This is a genomic window from Streptomyces sp. S465 (genome assembly GCF_026898115.1).
Lineage (GTDB): Bacteria > Actinomycetota > Actinomycetes > Streptomycetales > Streptomycetaceae > Streptomyces > Streptomyces luomodiensis.
In genome coordinates, this window is record NZ_CP114036.1 from 3136854 (window position 1) to 3155321 (window position 18468).

Sequence of the window (18468 nt, forward strand, 5' to 3'; positions counted from 1 at the left end):
CCGTTGGCTTCGGCGAAGCAAACGCCGCCCTCATGTCCAGCGCCGTAGCAGGACGGCTCGACCACCTCGGCACGCGTAACGCCCAGTCGGCCAAGTGCCGGTGAAACGGTTGGGGGCCGTGCGGCCAAGTACCGGGTGAAGGGATCACCGAGCACCTTGGAGGCATGGGTGCCCCTCATACCCGAACGACCCATGAGCCGGGGCGCGCCGCCGCGGCCGGACGCCGCGGGGTTCGCGGCGTTCTACGAGGAGAACTTCGACGCCGTCCTCGGCTTCGTGACCCGGCGCACCACCTGCCCGCAGGTGGCCGCGGACCTCACCGCCGACATCTTCGTCGCGGCGCTGGAGGCAGCCGACCGGTATGACCCCGGGCGCGGGTCGCCCTCCGCCTGGTTGTACGGCATCGCCCGCAACGTCCTGTCCTCCCACTACCGGGGCAACGTCCGCGAGCGTCACGCGGTGGCGCGGCTGAACGGGCGCCGGCTGCTGGACGACGAGGACATCGCCGCGCTGGAGGAGCGGATCGACGCGGAACGGGCGGCACGGGCGCTGGCCGAGCGGCACAGCGCGCTGAGCGAGCCGCTGCGCGAAGTCCTCGATCTGGTGGCCGTCGACGGCCTCACCCCGCGCGAGGCCGCTCAGGCCCTCGGGCTCAACCAGGCGACGGTGCGGGTCCGTCTGCACCGCGCGAAGCGGGCGCTGCGCGCCGCATACCCGGCCGTCACCGAACGCACCGATCGCACCGAACCAGTCGATCGCACTTTGGAGGTTGTCTCATGAGCACGCCCACCGGATTCAAGCGGCGCCTGGCGTCGGAGCTGTCGGCCATGGCCACGGCACCGGCCCCCGTCGGTGCCACCCGCGCCCCGGCCCGTCGCCTCCGCGTCCGGTTCGCGGTCGCGGCGGTGGCGACGGCCGCCGGTGCGGCGGTGGTCGTGCCCACACTGAGCGGCTCGGGCGCCGCGCCCGCGTACGCCGTGACCAAGCAGGGCGACGGCTCCCTGGTCCTTTACCTGGACCGCCCCGAGGGCCTGCCCGGTCTGCAGAAGCAGCTGAAGGAGATGGGCGTGCGGGCGGCCGTCCTGGAGGGGGACGAGAACTGCCCCACGGGTGCCCCGCCCGAAGCCCCCTGGGCCACGATGGACTATGCGATGACGATCTCGTCCCAGCCGTGGAGCGCCATCATCCGCCCGGACATGATCCCGGACGACACCGTCCTGCCGGACGGCAGCCGGGCCAAGGGCGCGACGCTGCTCATCGTGGCGGAGTTCGGCAAGGACCACAGGACCAAGGGGGTGTCGTTCCGGCTGGTGGAGAAGGTCCCGAAGTGCAGCGTGCCAGGGATCGGCGCCGGCGGCCCGGACGCGCACCTCTGACGCGAGGGCACGGTCGCGGGCCACTCCCCCGGCTCCGCCCCCCATGGCTCAGCCGTCGTGACTCAGCCGCCACGGCTCAGTCCCCCGAGGAAGCGGACCGTTTCGACAAGCGGGGTCCGATCCGTGCGGGCGTGCGGCCCGTGCGGATCCTCGCAGTGGCGGAGAGCACCCGCTCAGGCGCGGGGATGTCGTGGGTGGCGCCGGTCACCGGGCCCTGTGGAACGAGGCCCGGTGACCGGCGCGGTGGGTCGTCAGGCGCTCGGTCAGAGGTATCGGAAGCCGACGGGGACGCCATCGGCTCGATGGACACCAGCGTCCCGGGAGCGGATCTTGCAGACCATCCCGTTGACGACCCGCCGGTCGATGATCTTTGCGGCCGGACCCTAGCGCACGGCTCCGGTCGCGCGTACTTCGGCGAGCGCTTGCCGTGCCAGCGGGCCGAAGCCCTCGCTGTTGTCGGTGTCGATCCACTGATCGTAGGCGATCTCCCAGACGAGCATGCCCAGTTTCGCGGCCACGCGCGCGGTCAGGCTCGGGACTCCGCGGCCTTTGAGGGCCTCGATCATCGAGGCGGCGAGGTCGATCCTTTTCAGGGCTTCACGTTCACGCAGTTCCGTATTGGCGTTCAGCACGGCCTGGCGCCGGCCGCTGAACTCACGGCGGTCGGCGGTGAAGAACGTCCGGCCGAGCGCGTCGAGGGCGTCCGCCACCGCATCGAGCGGCCCGGCCGCCGGCGGCGCCGAGGCGATCCCTTCGACGAGCAGACCGGTCACCGTGCCCCCGCCGAAGAGCACCTCGCGCTTGTCCGGGAAGTACCGGAAGAACGTGCTCTTGGTGAGCCCCGCGCGCTCCGCGATCTCGATCACGGTCGTGTTCTCGTAGCCGTGCTCCTCGAAGAGGTCGAGGGCGGCGGCGGCGAGTCGTCCTGGTGCGTCGGGTTGCCAGCGAGCCATGGGAGCAGTGTACGGGACTTGGTGCCGTCACTGGTGTAGGGTCGATGAGACCAAGTCCCATCACTGGCCAGGAGAGGTCACCGATGAGTAAAACTGTCCGTTATCAGCGCTTTGGCGGTCCCGAAGTACTCGAACTGCAGGAGATACCCGAGCCGCACGCCGCACCGGACGAGGTTCGCGTCCGGGTCACGGCCGCCGGGCTGAATCCGATGGACTGGCAGATCACCACACAGCCCGAAATGGCGGCGCGGTTCGGCATCACCTTGCCGGCCGGGTTCGGCAGCGACTTCGCCGGAGTGGTGGACGAGGTGGGCGCCGAAGCCACGGGATTCGCGACCGGCGACCGGGTGTACGGGGCTGCGATTGGGCGTTCCGTCGCCGATTTCGTGCTGGTCAAGACACCCACGGCAACGCTATGGCCCACCCCGGAGGGCATCGGCGACGAGGTGGCGGGCGTGCTTCCGGTGTCCGGTCTGACGGCCGCCGCCGCGCTCGCCGCGATCGGACTCCGCGCCGGGGACACCGTCCTGATCGGTGGGGCGGCGGGCGGCGTGGGCATCTTCGCCGTGCAGCTGGCGAAGCTCGCGGGTGCCCGGGTGCTCGGCACCTCCTCCGAGGGCACGTTCGGATTCCTGCGCGAGCTCGGCGCCGAACCCGTGGCGTACGGCCCCGGCCTGGCGGACCGGGTGCGGGCCTTGGCGCCCGAGGGGATCACCGCCGCAGCCGACCTGTTCGGAAGGGAGGCGGCCGAGACCGCGCTCAAGCTCGGCGTGGCACCCGAGCGGATCTCCGTCGTAGCCGACGGCCCCACCCCGCCGCCCGGTGTGCACAAGGCGGGCGCCCTGGATGCGGGTCCGGGCGCCCTGGAACGGATCACCGACGCGATCACTTCTGGCGAGATCACGGTGCCGATCGCGGCGACCTTCCCGGTCGAGCGGATCCGCGAAGCCGTGACGATGCAGGCCGACAGGCATGTTCACGGCAAAATCGTGATCGCACTGTGAACCGGCACAAGGTGGACTCAGCGTGTTCCCCGCACCGGGCCTGACCGGCCGCGTCACAGGCCCGGCCAGGCCCGGTGCGGACAAGGGGCGGTTGCGGCTGAGCAGCCGAAGGGGCAGATCGCCCATTCCGTCACGCCCCCCTTGGTATGGTGCGCGGGTTGCACCGCTGGGAGAGTTACGGCAGCGCTCAGGGGAGAGGCCAGGCGACGATGCAGGCGTCAGAGGTCCCGCATGCGGTGTCCGCGGCCATGTCGATCGCCTCATCACGTGGCCTGACAGCCGACGACGCGATCGTTCTTCACAACTCGAACAAGCTCACTCTGCGTCTGCTGCCGTGTGACGTCCTGGCCCGGGTGGCACCTGCAGCGCATCAGGTCGCACAGTTCGAGATCGAGCTCGCTCAACGGCTCGCCGCATCCGGGTGCCCGGTGGCTGCTCTCGAGCCCCGGGTGGAGCCACGCGTTCATGAGCGTGATGGCTTCGTGGTCACGCTATGGACCCACTACGAACCCGTGACACCCCAAGAGGTCTCTCCGGCCGACTACGCTCATGCGCTCCAACGGCTGCATGTCGGCATGCGCGAGGTCGATGTCCCGACGCCGCGATTCACGGATCGCGTCGAGCGGGCTCAACAACTCGTGGCGAACCGCGACCAGACTCCGGCGCTCGCCGACGCGGACCGGGAGCTGCTCGGCAGCACGTTACGAAGCCTGAGAAGAGTGATCGACGAGCGCGGTGGCGCCGAGCAGCTGCTGCACGGCGAGCCGCACCCGGGCAACGTGCTCACCACGAAGAACGGGCTGGTGTTCATCGACCTCGAGACGTGTTGCCGTGGGCCCGTCGAATTCGACCTCGCCCATGCGCCCGAAGAAGTCGGCGAGCACTATCCGGGTGTCGATCAAGACATGCTGCGCGCGTGCCGGCTACTCGTACTGGCGATGATCACAGCATGGCGCTGGGATCGAGGCGACCAGCTCCCCAACGGGCGCCGGCTGGGCACGGAGTGGCTCGGCCAGATCCGAGCCGCACTCCATCGCAACGGCTTGGAAACCCATGGCTGATCGCGGACCTTTGAGGTCGTGGCCGACCGGCTGTTGATGTCGGCACCTGGCGCGGCCGTGGCCTCGGCCACCTGGCGCGTCGCCGGGGCCGCAGTCGGCCTGCCGAGGGGGCGCGGGGGAGCAGCCGCCGCGCCCTCTTCGGCCGGGCCTGCGCGGCGTCATCCCGCTGTAGGGCGGCGCCGTGAGCCAGGTGCCCGGTTCACCGGACCCGGCGCCCGGTGAGACGGTCGCCGGACAGACGCGTGCCGGCCTGCTTGATCTGCTGGAACAGCGGAGAGACCGCCAGGCTCTGGAGGCCGGGCAAGGACCCGACGCGGTCCGATGTGAATTCGAACAGTTCATCGAGGTCCCGGCAGTGCGCGACGGCGTGGATGTTGTCGGGCCCGGAGACGGCCGCCGCGAAGGCGATCTCGGGTTCCCGCGCGAGTGCGCGTCCGACGCTTTTGACCGCCGACGGGTGCACGCGGAGCCAGAGGTGGGCCTGAGCGTGGTAGCCCAGCGCCGCCGCGGCGATCTCGACGTCGATGTGGACGACGCGGCGCAGGATCAAGGCGTGCAGGCGGCGTGACGCACGGCCAGGCGTGAGGTCCGCCGCCGCGGCGAGATCGACGAGACTGGCACGACCGTCCGCGGCGAGGACGTCGAGCATCTTCTCGTCCCCGGGGGTGAGGCGCACCGGATCGCGCGCGACGATCGGGGACTCCGTGAAAGGGACTTCGTCGGTCCCGAGGAGCGCTTCCTGCTGCGGGGTCAGCGCGCCGCGCAGGGCGGCCCAATAATGGCCGCGGCCGCCGAGGAACTGACGGAGCATCACGGACGCGTTGATGTCGAGGACCGCCGCGGTGCGCGGAAGCCGCTGGCCGAGCAGGTCGTCGCGCTGTTCCGGAGTCCGCGAGCGGACCGCGCAGGTGACTTCGGAGCCCGCGGCGCCGAGGGCCACCCAGTTGACATCGTCGCGCTTCGCGAGTGCGTCGGCGATCGCCGCCGCACTGCCGGGGCGGCAGCGCAGCCGCACCAGCCACTTGCTCTGCCCGAGCGCCCCCGGATCGACGACGCCGGCGACGCGGATGACGCCATCGGCGCGCAGCCGGCGATAACGGCGGCCGACGGCGCCCTCGGTGAGGCCGAGCGCGTCCGCGATCGAGGCGAACGAGGCCCGCGGAGCGACCTGGAGTGCCCGAATGAGACGCACATCATCAGGCTGCACAGCGCCGGATTCGGTCATGGACGCGCTTGTCATGCGGGCAATCGTACAAATCTGCCCTGTGGACGTGCCCCGGAGGCGGCGTAACGGCAAGACTCCCACGAGGCAGCTCGGTGCGAGCTCGCCATTGTTCGAATGTTCGAAGAAGGAGGATGACCCGAAGTGTCATCAACGGAAACCGAGGCGGACCGGCACCCGCCGACCGCTCTCATCGTCGGGGCGTCGCGCGGTCTCGGCCACGCGATGGCGGCCGAACTTTTCGACCGGGGATGGAACGTCATCGGAACGGTCCGGGACGCGACGGCCCGGACCCTCTTGCACGATCTCGCGGACCGCTCCGACGGGCGCGTCTCCGTCGAGCACCTCGACATCAACGAGCCCGATCAGCTGGCGCCCCTGCGCGAGCGTCTCGGGCCACGAGAACTCGACGTGCTTTTCGTCAACGCGGGGACCACGAGCCATGAACAGGCGCCGATCGGTGCGGTTCCGACGGCCGATTTCATCGACGTGATGGTCACCAACGCGCTCAGCCCCATGCGCGTCATCGAAACGCTCGAAGACCTCGTGTCTCCGACGGGACTCATCGGGGTGATGTCCTCCGGACAAGGCAGCATCACGAACAACACGTCCGGATCGCGCGAGGTCTACCGGGGCAGCAAAGCGGCCTTGAACATGTTCATGCGCAGCTTCTCGGTCCGGCAGTCCGAGACCCGGCGCGCCTTCGTCCTCATGGCACCTGGCTGGATCCGCACGGCCCTGGGCGGGCCGGACGCGCCCTACACCATGGAAGAGGCCGTCCCGCGGGTGGTGGACGTTCTGCTGTCGAGGCTGGGGAAGCCCGGCCTCGAGTATCTGGACCGTTTCGGTCAGACCGTGCCGTGGTGAACCGGAGCATGAGGAACGTCATCGCCATCGAGGAGCACTGGACCACCGACGGCATCGACCGGGCGCTCCGGTCGCGGCCGGTACCGTCGCGCGACGAGAGCGTGGCGTTGAACGACAGTGGGGACATCCCCGAGCGGCTGCTCGACATCGGCGAGCGACGTATCGCGGCGATGGACGCGGCGGGCGTCGACCTTCAGGTCCTCTCGATCGCCCCGCCGGGGACCCACGGGCTCCCGGCCCGTGAGGCCATCGCGCTGAGCCGCGAGGCGAACGACCGCGCCGCCGAGGCCGTCAGCCGCTACCCGACGCGTCTGCGGGCGATGACGACGTTGCCGATGTCGGATCCGGACGCCGCCGTGGCCGAGCTCGAGCGCACCGCGAACGCGCCCGCTCATGTCGGGATCATGTCCTACGGCCGCAGCGGCGACCGCCCGCTGGACGATCCCGCCTACGACGAGTTGCTCGCGACCGCAGCCGCCCTGCGCCGGCCGGTGTTCATCCATCCCCAGATCCCGCCGAACGCGGTCAGGGACGCCTCCTATCGCGGGTTCGACCCCACCGTCGAGCTCGCGCTGGCCACCTTCGGCTGGGGCTGGCACATGGAGGCGGGACTCGCGGCGCTCCGCCTGATCCTGCGCGGCACGTTCGACCGGCACCCGGATCTCCAGATCGTGCTGGGGCACTGGGGCGAGATGCTGCTGTTCGCCCTCGACCGGGTCGACAGCCTCTCGAACGTCGCGACCGGCCTCGACCGTCGTGTCGCCGAGTACGTCCGGACCAACGTCCACATCGCGACCAGCGGCATGCTGACCCCCCGTTTGCTGCGGCACGCGCTGGACTTCACCAGCGTCGACCGGATCCTGCTCTCGGGCGACTATCCCTTCCACCGTCTCGACACCGCGACGCTCGCCGACTTCCTCGGGACGCTCCCCGACCGCGAGGACCAGCACAAGATCGCGTACGCCAACGCCCAGGCGCTCTTCCGCCTGGAACCGTCACCGTCCGGCCCGGACGGCGGGACAGCGCCGATCGGCTCCCTCACCGGGTCGCGGCGTAGCGCTCCACCTCCGCCGTAGCCTCGTCCACGGCGCGCCGGCGGTCCGCGTCGAGCAGGAATCCCGCACGGGCCGTCAGCTGTACGAGGACCCCCTGGACGGGGATTCCGCCGACGCGCTGTCCGCCCGCGGCCAGCGAACAGCCGATGGCGGGCCGCTTCGCCCCGGAACCGGCCGGGCGCAACTCCAGACGCACCTCGGTGGTGTCCAGGGGCGCCGGCCCGAGTGCCTGCCCGATGTCGTCCGCCAGCGGGGCCGCGTTGGCCTCCAGCGTCTTGCGCCGCAGCCGGAACTCGCGGTCCAGGTAGACCCCGCCGAAGCCCCGGAAACCGACGGCACGGGCCCGTATGGCACGCGTCACCAGGAGCCCGTGGCGGTGCAGTACATAGGCGAGCACCAAGGCGGTCTTCACCAGGTCGGTGACGACGTCCTCCGCCGTCCGGACGAGCTCCCGGTCCCGGCTCCATGACGTCACGCGCTGGGGTGCCCGCCCCTCGGCCAGTGACACCAGCCCCTCGGCCACGGACTCGCCCAGCAGCCACCAGCCGCTGTGGTCGACGGCGAAGAGCCGGCCTTCGTCGTCCACCGCCAGCAGGGCGTCGGCGTCGGTGCGGCCGAACGGGAACAGCCGGTGTCCGAGCCCCTCCTGGAACGCCGCGAAGGTGCGCAGGGCATGGCGCCCCAGGGTCGGATCGACCACGCACCCCGTCGCGGCGACGTCGGCGCCGGGCCCTGCCGGGGTCACGGCGAGTCCGTGGAACTCCCGCAGCGCGCGCTCCGCGGCGGGGAAGGTCTGCCAGGCGGTGACCCCGTCGACGGCCACCGTGCTGGTCGTCTCGAGAATCCCCAGGAGCGCCCGGTTCCCGGCGTCCCTTCCCGGTTGCCACCCCGCGGCGACCAGCGCCTCGTTGCCTCTTCCGGTCACGGCCGCATGATCTCCACACCGAGACGCTCCAGGAGAGCGGTGCAGGAACGGCACGGTGTGGTCGTGCGGCCGTGCTCGGGGTCGCCCTCTTCACGGATCAGCTTGGACACGATCACGGCTCCGGCGAAGTGCGGACCGGCCTCGTCGAGCCCGGTCCAGCGCCCGTCCGAGCGGCCCTCGTCGAGCGACCACAGCTGGTCCGAGATCAACGCGGATTCGGCGCAGTAGCCGATGAAAGGCTCACGGAGTGCGTGGGGAAGGGCGGTGAAGAAATCCGTCACGGCGGGGTGGAGGTCGGGGGTTCCTTCGCCGGAGAGATTGGTCTGGCTGACAATGTGGCCCTGGATCAGCAGGCTCGACGAAACGCCGAGATCGATGTCAGACATAGAATTCCTCCGCATCGGACTGATCTCCGGTCAGGAGACTGTTCAACACATCATCCCGCTCCTCACCCAGGTAATAATATCCCGACCAGTGAGTGTAGAAGACCCTGCCGAGCGGATCCATGACGGCGGTGCCCCGCTCCATCCGTTCGAAAGCCACCGGAAACAACGGCTGCTCCAGCAGCTCGGACAGCTCCGCGATCTGCTCGGCCCTGATCGCGTCGACGAATCGCACCTCGAATACGCAGTGTTCCTGCGGAGGCGCACCAGGAGATTCGAGATCGAGAAAAGCGAACTCCCGGAGAAAGTCGGTGACAGCCGGGAACGGGCTGACGGAATACCCATGGGAGCGCAGTTCGGCGGCGGCGGACTCCATGAGTTCGCCCACGTCCTCCCCGACATCTCGTCCCGGGTGCCAGCCTGCTGCGCGCAGTCGTTCTTCGATCTCTTCGTGAGTGAGCCGACGAGGCATGAGGTAGTGCTTCCTGTCTCTCTCTGTTTCTGAGCCGGTCTAGTGGGTGGTGGTGATACCGAGGGCCGGCAGGGCATGCCGGCATGAGTGACATGCCGGCAGAAAGTCTCCGTGCGGTATGACGTCTCCGGTGTCCGGATCAACCTGCTCCCCGATGGAACGGGTATCGATCACCGCTCCGGAAAGAGCGTTTCGCGCGTCTTCGACGGTTCTGATCGATTGTCCGGTCGGATCCATCTGATGCAAACGGTCCGAAATGAGGGCGACCTCGGCACACTGACCGTGACCTCGCCCCGTCCTCTCCCCGGAATCCGCGATCTGCTGGTAGAGGTCACGCACAGCCGGGTGGAGGTCCGGTGTCTGCGCGGCTACCGCCTGGTCTCTGGCATCCCCCGTCAAGTTCTTGGATATCTTCATCCGCTGCATGCTGGTGTGGGCCGTGATCTCGCCATTGTGCAGCAGACTGCCCGCACACCCCGAGTTGACGCGGCTCTTGCCGATCGGCGCCACACCCTTCTCGCTGTCCGGTCGCTTTTTCTGCGCCTCGTTCGCCAGCCGCCGCGACTCCGCCTCGAGCTCTCGCCGCTGGGCTTCGGGAGACAGATGACGCACGTCCCGCGTGTCCAGGCGATGGTGCCGTGTCTGCCGAGCCGTGCGGCCGTGCCAGTTCTGTCCGCCGCCCGAGCCGTTGCCGCCGCCACCCGGCGGCTGGCCCCCGCCGCCGCCTCCGTTCGCCGGCGGCTCACCGGAATGCGACCCGCGTTCCTTCTGGAAACTGTCGCGCGTCTTCTGGTTCTGCGTCTTCTGGCCCTCACCGGCCTTGACGAGCCCGTCTCCGACCTTGTTCAGATGCGTCCGCAGTTTTCCGTGCGCATCTCCCAGAGACGTCATCGCCTCCTCGACGACCCCCTCGATCGCCTGCGCCAGCGAGCCGCGGCCCTTGGTTCTGCCCAAGGCCGTACGACCGCGCCGGAGGTGGGTGCTGCCCTTCTCGTCGAGGTGCTTCGAATGGTCGTACACCCGCGAGGCGAACAGACCGTGTTCGTGGTCGTCGAAGACGAGGTCACCCACGCCCCCGCCCGCTCCCCCGCCGCCGACCCCCGCGAGCACCAGTCCACCGCCCCCGGCGCTCGCCAGCTGCATGCCGTCCTTGCCCGCCTGCGCCGTCTGACCGAGGTCGATACCGTCCTGGATGCCCGCGCCATCGGCGGCGACCTGCACGATGAGATCGGTGGTCATGGCCCCCAGCGCGGCGAACACCGGGCCGGTGGCGACGGCCAGCAGCTCCTCGGCCGCATACTCCGCGGCCTCCCTCAGAAGGCGTTTGACGATCGTGCGCGTGGTCGCCACACCGGCCACGGCCCCGAGTTCCGACAGCCCCAAGGTGAAGGGGGCCGCGGCCTGCGCCGCCGCCACCTCCGCCGCCAGGATGCCCAGTTGGACGATGGCAGCGCCCTTGGCGCCCTCGACGAGGATCGCCGCCCCGTCCAGCCCACCGGCCAACAGCCGCCCGGCCTCGGCCAGATTGTGAAGATGTTCCGCGTTGAGCTTTCGCATGTGCGCGTCGATGGCATCGGCCATCTCGCCGCGATTGGTCGAGATCAATCGGTTCAGGGCCGTGTTGGTGTCCCCGCGCCCGGTGTCCACGTCGTCCGCGAACGTACGCAGCGCGTCGGCCATGTCGCGGTAGTCGTCCTCGTCCACGTTCGGCCAGCTCACGCCGATCAGATCGAGCACGAAGGCCAACTCGTCAGGCAGCACGACGCCCATATCTGCACCCCCCAGTGACGTTCCGGGCCCAGTGAGCCCGAATCAGCTTACGGGGGCGTGTCAGGTCTCCACCTGTGCTGTGACCTGCTGTGACAGAGTCGTTGAGATATACATGCACAAGGAGAGACGCAGGTCACACCCACCCCTGTCACATTCCGCCGAGCCATTCCGTCAGTGAGGTGTAACCAGCAGCAAGCAACCGCATAGGAGCCCACCATGGACGCTCGGCTGAACCTTCTCGGCAACCCGCTCGCGGCCACATTCGTGAAGCACCTCATCTCGGCGGGCAAGGTGTTCGCGGACTCGGCGCTGCCGGCCGCGACACAGGAGCTGGTGAAGATCCGCGCCAGCCAGATCAACGGCTGCGGCTTCTGCACCGACATGCACACCAAGGAGGCCGCGCACGCCGGGGAGACCTCGGTGCGCCTCAACCTGATCGCCACCTGGCGGGAGGCCACGGTCTTCACCGACGCCGAGCGCGCCGCGCTGGAGCTGGCGGAGCAGGGCACCCGCATCGCCGACGCGGCCGGTGGGGTCACGGACGAGGCGTGGGCGAACGCCGCCAAGCACTACGACGAGGAGCAGCTGACCGCTCTGGTGTCGCTCATCGCCATCATCAACGCCTTCAACCGCCTGAACGTCATCGTCCAGCAGCCGGCCGGCGGCTACCAGCCCGGTCAGCTCGGCTGACGAGGAGTGCCCCGCCGGGGCCATCGCGGAGGCGCGATGGCACCGGCGGCCCCGTGAGGCGCTGGAGCGGCGCGCGGCGCCTCAGTCGTAGAAGTCCACCTTGTACGCCCACGGGTCGTTGGTGGCGATGTACAGCTCGGCCCTGTTGTTGCTGCCGTCGACGTAGGCGCTGACGTTCCAGGTCTCGCAGCCGCCGGCCGTCTGGGTGCGGATGGTCCCGATCCGCTCGTGGGAGCTGTTCGGGTCGGATTCGTAGAGGGCGTACTGCGCCTGGCCGGTCAAGCTGGTGTGGATGCAGGCGTGGAATTCGCCGCCGTGCGACTCGGCGTTGTAGCTGTAGTAGACGCCGGCGATCTCGAAGAACTTCGTGGACGTGACATAGTCCCAGCTGGGCGGCACGTCGGCGGTCGTGGCCGACGCGGGGACGGCGAGTCCCAGGGTCGCGGCGGCCGCGATGCCCGCGAGTGTCAAACGGCGTGTCCCGGTCATGGTGTTCCCCCGTGGTTCGGCTGTGCGTCAAGGGATTTGACCATCTCATGGGAGAAAAGTTGCCGGGAAGAGCTGCTTCGGCGCATTGTCCGGTTCCGTTGCGTGAGTGACCGGTTCCGGGCGCACCTCCCCCCGGGTTGCGGGCCCCCGCGCGCGGGGTGACGGTGGAACCGGGGGCACACGGGGGTGGGCTGAAGAAGACTGAAGAGGACCGCGCCGGTTGCGGGCAAGCACCGGACCGTCGTCCTTGGGGCCTTGGCTGTCCGCGCGGTGGCGCGGGTCCGCGATCCGGGGGGGGAGTCCCGGTGGGGGGAGCGCACTGAACGCGCGAAGGAAGCGGAGAAGGCAATGACGAACGGACCTGGGCCCATGGGGCCCATGGGTAAGGGCCCGAACGGGGACCGGCCGGAGCGCCCCGGCATACCGCTCGGAAAGCAGACGACGACCGAGTACACCGGACGCTATGTGGTCCTGCTCGACCAGCAGGAACCCGAGCGCGGCATGGACGCGCTGCGCTCGTCCGTCGGGATCGCGGCCGTGGAACGGGTCCGCGGGGCGGACCCCGGCGCCGCCGCCGAGCTGCTGCGACGGTCCGATGTGTCGGTGGTCCTCGACGAACTCGGCGTCGCCGTCGTCGATGTGCAGCCCGACCAGCGCCATGCGCTGGTGACCACGGCGGAGGCGGAGCCGGCGATCATCGCCACGGAGCCGGAGCGTGTGGTGTACGCGTCGGTGATCACGGAGCCGCAGCGCACGCTGACCGGGTTCTTCCCGACGTACCGCAGCGATGACGACGAGGTGACCCGGCACACCCGGGCCGAGCTCGCCACCTCGCTGGGACCGGCGTGGGACGAGCGACACGTCACCTGGGGGCTCCAGGGAATCCGCGCCAACTGGTCGCATCTGACGGGCAGCGGGGTGAAGGTCGCCGTGCTCGACACCGGGGTGGACACCGACCATCCGGATCTGACCGGATGCGTCGAGGCGACGGCCTCCTTCGTGTCCGGTGCCGGTGTCGAGGACGGCCACGGCCACGGCACCCACTGCATCGGCACGGTGGCCGGTCCGGCCCAGCCCCAGCACGCGCCGCGGTACGGCGTGGCCGGTGAGGCCCGGGTGCTGGCCGGCAAGGTGCTCAGCGACCAGGGCATGGGCTCCGACGGCGAGATCCTGGCGGGCATGGCCTGGGCGGTCTCCCAGGGCGCCCGGGTGATCTCCATGTCGCTCGGGGCCCCGGTGGAGCCGGGCGAGCTGTTCCCGCAGACGTACGAGAACGTGGCGCGGCGCGCCCTGCGGCGCGGCACCGTGATCGTGGCCGCGGCGGGCAACGAGAGTCGGCGGCCCGGTTTCGTGGCGCCGGTGGGGCGGCCCGCCAACTGCCCGTCCATCCTGGCGGTGGCGGCGCTCGGCAAGGACCTGGGGACCGCGTTCTTCTCCTGCGGCGCCATCAACGGCGCGGGCGGGGAGATCGATATCGCGGCGCCCGGTGTCGACATCTTCTCGGCCGCGCCCGGCGGGACGTACCAGACGATGAGCGGCACGAGTATGGCGACGCCGCATGCCGCCGGTGTCGTCACGCTGCTCGCCCAGGCGCATCCGGAGGCGTCGGCGGCCGACCTCAGCACCCGTCTGCGGTCCGGGGCCCATCCGCTGCCGCAACCGGCGGCGGACATCGGCTCGGGCCTGCTCCAGGCACCGTGAGGCCCGCGAGCGGGGGCCCGGTGGGCGAGGACCCGGTGGGCGGAGCGTCGCGGTCCGGGCCGGTCGGAGTCATCCTCTCCGTCGACCCGGACCGGTTCGCCGAGGTCGTGGCGGCCGCGCGCGGGGTCGGGCTGACGGTCACCGGTGAGCAGCCGGTGCTCGGCTCGCTGTCCGGGACCATCGCCGAGGACCGGATTCCGGTGCTGGAGGCGGTGGACGGCGTCGAGTCGGTGGACCGGGAACGGATCGTCCGGCTCCCCCCGCCCGACTCACCGATCCAGTGACGGGCGCTGCCGTTTCTCCGCGGGGGCGCTTCCGTGGGGGCGCTCAGACCCGGTCGAACGGTTCGGCGTAGGCGAAGGGCCCCTTGAGCGTGGGCTGATAGGCGGTCAGGGTCCGGACCTGGAAGTAGTCGCCCCAGGCCGGGTCCGGGGCGGTGATGCCGTACTCGGCCGACGGGCGGAAGCCGAACCGTCCGTAGTAGGCGGGGTTGCCGAGCAGGGCGACCAGCGATTCGCCGAAGGCGTCCGCGGCGCCGAGCACGGCGTGGACGAGCGCGAGGCCGACGCCGCGGCGCTGGTGGGCGGGGTGCACACTGAGCGGGCCGAGGCCCAGGGCCAGCTCGGAGCCGACATGACCACGGGTGCACACGACATGTCCGATCACCTCGCCACGGTCGCCGGTGGCGACGAACGACAGACCGGGCAACCAGGCGTCGCTGGAGCGGAGTTCGTCCAGCAGCGTGGACTCCACCGGAACCTCGGTGTCCGACTTCGCGAACGCGGCCGTGGTGACGGCGCGGACCGCGGCGGTGTCGGAGTGGATCTCTCGTCGGATGAACATCGGGTCAGGATGCGGTCCGGCCCGGCGCGGCGGCAACCGAATTGTTCAGCACCACGCGGTGCGGACGGTGGACGCACCGGGCCGTAATTGGCTCGACGCGGCGCCGTACGTCCGGCAGCCTCCCGTCATGGACCCCCATCACTGGCCCCTGTACGGGCTTCGCCTGCGTACCCCACGCCTGGAGCTGCGGCTCCCCGACATCCCCCGGCTCGACGCGCTCGCCGCCGTCGCGGCGGACGGGGTGCACGACCCGGCCGAGATGCCCTTCAGCGTCCCCTGGACCGACGCGCCCCCGAAGGAGCGCGGACGCGCCACCTTCCAGCATCTGCTGCACACGATCGCCGAGTGGCGCCCGGAGCGGTGGACGCTGAGCCTCGCGGTACTGCACGAGGGAGCGGTGATCGGGCGGCAGGACCTGACCGCGACCGAGTACGCGATCACCCGGGAGGCCGAGACCGGCTCCTGGCTGGGCACCGCCCACCAGGGCAAGGGCCTGGGCACCGAGATGCGGGCGGCGGTGGCGCACCTGGCGTTCGAGGGCCTGGGCGCGCGGTCGCTGACCTCGGGCGCGATGGTGGAGAACGGCCGCTCGCTCGGGGTCTCCCGGCGGCTCGGCTACCGCCCCGACGGGCTGTCCGTGGTCGCCGTACGGGGCGAGGCCCGCACCATTCAGCGGCTGCGGCTGGACCGCGCGGCCTGGGCGGAGCACCGCACCGTCCCGGTCGAGGTGGCCGGATTGGAGCCGTGCCGCGCGCTGTTCGGCGCGTAACGGCCGAAGCCCACTGGCTACGCTCCCCCCGTGACGACACCCCGGATAGTCCTGGCCATGGCTTCCGCCCTGCGGCGGGCGCGCGGCACCCTCGTACGCGGCTGGTCGCACCCCCGGCTGCGTCGGCCCAAAGCAATCGCCCAACGCATCGTGACCGGTCTGGCGGGATGTCTGCTGATCGCCGTGCTGGCCGCCGGGATCTCGCTGCGGCTGCTGTACGCGGGCGACCCCGGGCCCGATACCCGCACCCGGGGCCGGGACGCGGTGTGGCTGGGCCACGCCTGGGTGGACGGCCGCAACGGCGAGGCCGAGCTCACCGCGCTGGTGCGGCGGGTGCGCGACACCGGAATCCGCGATCTGTACGTCCACGCGGGCCCGTTGGAGCACGACGGCACCCTGCCCGAAGGGCGCTACCCGAAAGCGGGGTGGCTGCTGAAGGCGGTGCACCGGGACCTGCCCGGCGTCCGCGTCCAGGCGTGGCTCGGCGACGTCCTGGACACCGAGGGCCCGACCGGGCTCAGCCTGGCCGACGGCGACAACCGCACGCGGATCGTGGCCTCGGCGCGGCAGGTGCTGGACGCGGGGTTCGACGGCGTCCACTTCGACCTGGAGCCGCTGCACTCCGGAGACCGCGCCTACCTCGCGCTCCTCGACGCGCTGCACACCCTCACCCGGGCCCGCCACGCCCCGCTGTCGGTCGCGGCCCACCAGATCGACCCGCTGCCCGCCCTGCACTCGGTCGCGGGCTTCCTCACCGGCCACCCGAAGTGGTGGTCGCAGTCGTACTTCGGGCAGGTGGCCCGGCGGGTCGACCAGATCGCGGTCATGTCGTACGACACCTCGATGCCGCTGGAGCGCCTCTACGGCGGCTATGTGGCCCAGCAGACGCGCCTCGCGCTCGAGGCCACCCCGCCGACCACGGACCTCCTGATGGGCCTCCCCGGCTACCACACCAACAACCTCGGCCGGCACGCCTGGGCCGAGACGGTCCCGGCGGCCGTCCGGGGCGCCCGCCTCGGCCTCGGCCGCGAGGACCGCCACCGTGAGCGCTTCGGAGTGGCGCTGTACGTGGACTTCGCGGCGACGGACGACGACTGGGCGGCGTACCGGGAGGGCTGGGGCGGACGCGCGGCGGGCTGACCGGCCCGACCCCCTGGTCCCCGACCGGCCCGGCACCCCTGACCGGGCCGCTCGCCTCCGCCGCCTGGCGTGCCCGGTCAGGAGCGGGACGGGTGACCAGGCCGGACTCATAGGCGGCGATCGGTCGGCCCGCGCGGCCCCCTCCGTGTCGCGGGTCCGTCGCAGCATCCCGTCCGCCCCCGCGGTGCGCGCCATCACGCTGATCGGCTGGCTGCTGTCGTCCGGATAGGCGCGGGCGAGGGTCTGGGCCGCGGCCACCGACTCGGGCCGGTCGGTGAAGGTGGTCCGTCTCCTTGAGGTCGCCGGGCAGATGGAGCAGGCCGAGGGCGAGCGCCGCCGGCAGCGCGGCACCGCCCAGCAGCACGGCCACGGGCCGGCGGCGGACCGAGCCGCCCATCGCCTCGAAGAACCCGCGCCGGGTCGCCCGCGGCTCCTCGCCGTAGGCGGGTATCAGCGGCCAGAACACCCGCCGCCCGAGCAGTACCAGCGCCGCGGGCATGGTGTCGCCACCGGGCAGCCGCTCCTGGAGCCGGGCCACCTGGGTGGAGTCGGCGCCCGCCGGGAGGTAGTCGACGGCCGTGTCCCGTTGGGCGCCGTCGAGCTTGCCCGCGAAGGGGACGGCGACGAGGAGCACAGCAGCACCCAGCCCGCGAGGACCGCCCAGGGCAGCGAGCGGCGCCGCTTTCCGGCCGGTCGCGGCGGGCGGTGACGCGCCCGGTCGATGGGGATCGCTCGGATTCCGTGACGATGTCGTCCGCATGCCCCCGGGCTTCCGGCGCCGGAGGGCCCGATACGTCGCGCCGACTGCGGAGATGGCGCCTACTGCGCCGGGGGGAGGGGCGCGATGACTCCCCGGGGAGTACGGACGCGGGCCGGCCGCCGGATCAGAAGGCCGCCCTGGTGGCGGCGAGCAGCCGGGCCGTGTCGTCGGGGCAGATCATCAGGGCCCGGCCGACGGTCTCCAGGACCGCGCGCTCGGCCGGGCGGTAGGCGCCGTCGGCGACGGCGATCCGGGCACCCTGGAGCAGGATGGCCTCCCGGCCGGCCGGAGCCAGATGCGGGGCCAGCGGCTCCAGGGACTCGTGCAGCTCGATGGCGAGCGCCGTACCGCACGGGTCCAGACCGTCGCGCTCACCGCTGCCCGCGCCCGGCAGCCGCCCGGTGTCGGCGGCGAGCGCCTCGATGAGCGCGAGCAGCTGCTCCTCGCCGCAGTCGGCGAACCCGGCGGCGCGCACCGCGCCGACCGCGACCTGCCGGACCGCCGCCGATTCGGTGCCGCCCGCGGCGAGGACCGCGAGGGCCACGGTGTGCACCGCGTCGCGGAGCATCGCGGAGAAGCGGGTGGTGGTCGGGTGGTCGAGCACGTCCGTGCCGTGGCGGCTGCCGCAGGCCGCGCATTCGACGATGGGCGCGGCCGGGCCGCGCGGCAGCAGCGGCAGGCCGAGCACCACGATGCGGCGGCGGCCGGTGCGGCGGCGGTAGTTCCGGTCGCCTCCGCACTCGGGGCAGAAGAATTCGCCATCGCCGACGGTCCGCCACAGAGTGCGTACGCCTACCACACACAGGTCCCGGTCACGGCGGGCTCGCCGGTGCACCACGTCACACCTCCATAACGCTTCGGCCACGTTGCCGCGTTGACGTGATGCTAGCCACATCCATGATGTGGCGTCAGTACCCCGAACGGAGACAACAGGCCAAACCCGAGGCCCCGCCCACCTCATGCGGTGAACGGGGCCCATGTGGGTGAC

21 protein-coding genes are annotated in these 18468 nt (G+C 71.2%); 12 read left to right on the forward strand and 9 right to left on the reverse strand.

What is annotated here, in order from left to right:
- Positions 1-192 precede the first annotated feature (192 nt).
- Both N6H00_RS13665 and N6H00_RS13670 read left to right on the forward strand, forming a co-directional pair.
- Positions 193-780 carry an RNA polymerase sigma factor gene (locus tag N6H00_RS13665; protein WP_268971936.1) on the forward strand — a complete coding sequence of 196 codons (588 nt, stop codon included), beginning with the start codon at positions 193-195 and terminating at the stop codon, positions 778-780.
- Entirely contained in the window at positions 777-1376 is a 600-nt protein-coding gene (locus tag N6H00_RS13670; protein ID WP_268971937.1) for a hypothetical protein, read from the forward strand. Before N6H00_RS13665 ends, N6H00_RS13670 begins: the two co-directional genes overlap by 4 nt.
- Positions 1377-1759: 383 nt before the next feature.
- On the opposite strand, the gene N6H00_RS13675 is transcribed toward N6H00_RS13670, so the two are convergent.
- On the reverse strand, positions 1760-2329 hold the full coding sequence (locus N6H00_RS13675; RefSeq protein WP_268971938.1) for a TetR/AcrR family transcriptional regulator: 570 nt from the start codon (positions 2327-2329) through the stop codon (positions 1760-1762).
- 83 nt (positions 2330-2412) lie between these two features.
- Between N6H00_RS13675 and N6H00_RS13680 the strand changes: the two genes are divergently transcribed.
- Positions 2413-3333 carry an NADP-dependent oxidoreductase gene (locus tag N6H00_RS13680; protein ID WP_268971939.1) on the forward strand — a complete coding sequence of 307 codons (921 nt, stop codon included), beginning with the start codon at positions 2413-2415 and terminating at the stop codon, positions 3331-3333.
- Between the two features lie 209 nt (positions 3334-3542).
- Positions 3543-4394 (forward strand): phosphotransferase enzyme family protein, encoded by an 852-nt coding sequence (locus N6H00_RS13685; protein WP_268971940.1) that lies wholly within the window; start codon positions 3543-3545, stop codon positions 4392-4394.
- 199 nt (positions 4395-4593) lie between these two features.
- Here N6H00_RS13685 and N6H00_RS13690 read toward each other — a convergent pair whose 3' ends face one another.
- The gene (locus N6H00_RS13690; protein WP_268971941.1) at positions 4594-5619 is read right to left on the reverse strand and encodes an Lrp/AsnC family transcriptional regulator; all 1026 of its coding nucleotides are present in this window, start codon (positions 5617-5619) and stop codon (positions 4594-4596) included.
- Between the two features lie 141 nt (positions 5620-5760).
- Between N6H00_RS13690 and N6H00_RS13695 the strand changes: the two genes are divergently transcribed.
- Positions 5761-6483, forward strand: coding sequence for an SDR family NAD(P)-dependent oxidoreductase (locus tag N6H00_RS13695; RefSeq protein WP_268971942.1), 723 nt, complete (start codon positions 5761-5763; stop codon positions 6481-6483).
- Between the two features lie 8 nt (positions 6484-6491).
- Entirely contained in the window at positions 6492-7559 is a 1068-nt protein-coding gene (locus N6H00_RS13700; RefSeq protein ID WP_268971943.1) for an amidohydrolase family protein, read from the forward strand.
- Here N6H00_RS13700 and N6H00_RS13705 read toward each other — a convergent pair.
- Genes N6H00_RS13705 through N6H00_RS13720 form a run of 4 tightly spaced genes read right to left on the reverse strand, consistent with a single transcriptional unit; the run spans position 7522 to position 11088 of the window.
- Positions 7522-8463, reverse strand: coding sequence for an SUKH-3 domain-containing protein (locus N6H00_RS13705; RefSeq protein ID WP_268971944.1), 942 nt, complete (start codon positions 8461-8463; stop codon positions 7522-7524). The genes N6H00_RS13700 and N6H00_RS13705 overlap by 38 nt on opposite strands.
- Positions 8460-8849 carry a YwqJ-related putative deaminase gene (locus N6H00_RS13710; protein WP_268971945.1) on the reverse strand — a complete coding sequence of 130 codons (390 nt, stop codon included), beginning with the start codon at positions 8847-8849 and terminating at the stop codon, positions 8460-8462. The genes N6H00_RS13705 and N6H00_RS13710 overlap by 4 nt, the downstream gene beginning before the upstream one ends.
- Complete coding sequence (locus N6H00_RS13715) at positions 8842-9318, reverse strand: SUKH-3 domain-containing protein (RefSeq protein WP_268971946.1); 477 nt, start codon at positions 9316-9318, stop codon at positions 8842-8844. The genes N6H00_RS13710 and N6H00_RS13715 overlap by 8 nt, the downstream gene beginning before the upstream one ends.
- A gap of 39 nt (positions 9319-9357) precedes the next feature.
- Positions 9358-11088 carry a YwqJ-related putative deaminase gene (locus N6H00_RS13720; protein ID WP_268971947.1) on the reverse strand — a complete coding sequence of 577 codons (1731 nt, stop codon included), beginning with the start codon at positions 11086-11088 and terminating at the stop codon, positions 9358-9360.
- A 216-nt stretch (positions 11089-11304) separates the two neighbouring features.
- On the opposite strand from N6H00_RS13720, the gene N6H00_RS13725 reads away from it, so the two are divergent.
- Positions 11305-11778: a carboxymuconolactone decarboxylase family protein gene (locus tag N6H00_RS13725; RefSeq protein WP_268971948.1), complete on the forward strand. Its 474-nt coding sequence runs from the start codon at positions 11305-11307 to the stop codon at positions 11776-11778.
- A gap of 81 nt (positions 11779-11859) precedes the next feature.
- On the opposite strand, the gene N6H00_RS13730 is transcribed toward N6H00_RS13725, so the two are convergent.
- A complete protein-coding gene (locus tag N6H00_RS13730; RefSeq protein WP_268971949.1) occupies positions 11860-12267 on the reverse strand; it encodes a hypothetical protein in 408 nt (135 codons plus the stop codon).
- 348 nt (positions 12268-12615) lie between these two features.
- On the opposite strand from N6H00_RS13730, the gene N6H00_RS13735 reads away from it, so the two are divergent.
- Positions 12616-13968 (forward strand): S8 family peptidase, encoded by a 1353-nt coding sequence (locus tag N6H00_RS13735; protein WP_268971950.1) that lies wholly within the window; start codon positions 12616-12618, stop codon positions 13966-13968.
- 35 nt (positions 13969-14003) lie between these two features.
- Positions 14004-14252, forward strand: a complete 249-nt coding sequence (locus N6H00_RS13740) for a hypothetical protein (RefSeq protein ID WP_268971951.1) — start codon at positions 14004-14006, stop codon at positions 14250-14252.
- 43 nt (positions 14253-14295) lie between these two features.
- Here N6H00_RS13740 and N6H00_RS13745 read toward each other — a convergent pair whose 3' ends face one another.
- A complete protein-coding gene (locus N6H00_RS13745; RefSeq protein WP_268971953.1) occupies positions 14296-14811 on the reverse strand; it encodes a GNAT family N-acetyltransferase in 516 nt (171 codons plus the stop codon).
- Positions 14812-14938: 127 nt separating this feature from the next.
- On the opposite strand from N6H00_RS13745, the gene N6H00_RS13750 reads away from it, so the two are divergent.
- The 3 genes from N6H00_RS13750 (at position 14939) to N6H00_RS40515 (ending at position 17429) form a co-directional block, all read left to right on the forward strand.
- Positions 14939-15580 carry a GNAT family N-acetyltransferase gene (locus tag N6H00_RS13750; protein ID WP_268971955.1) on the forward strand — a complete coding sequence of 214 codons (642 nt, stop codon included), beginning with the start codon at positions 14939-14941 and terminating at the stop codon, positions 15578-15580.
- Positions 15581-15637: 57 nt separating this feature from the next.
- Positions 15638-16720, forward strand: coding sequence for a glycosyl hydrolase family 18 protein (locus N6H00_RS13755; protein ID WP_268976953.1), 1083 nt, complete (start codon positions 15638-15640; stop codon positions 16718-16720).
- Positions 16721-17030: 310 nt separating this feature from the next.
- Entirely contained in the window at positions 17031-17429 is a 399-nt protein-coding gene (locus N6H00_RS40515) for a hypothetical protein (protein WP_443072945.1), read from the forward strand.
- Between the two features lie 175 nt (positions 17430-17604).
- Here the strand turns inward: N6H00_RS40515 and N6H00_RS13765 are convergent, their stop codons facing one another.
- On the reverse strand, positions 17605-18318 hold the full coding sequence (locus N6H00_RS13765) for a TerB family tellurite resistance protein (protein WP_268971957.1): 714 nt from the start codon (positions 18316-18318) through the stop codon (positions 17605-17607).
- Positions 18319-18468: the final 150 nt, after the last annotated feature.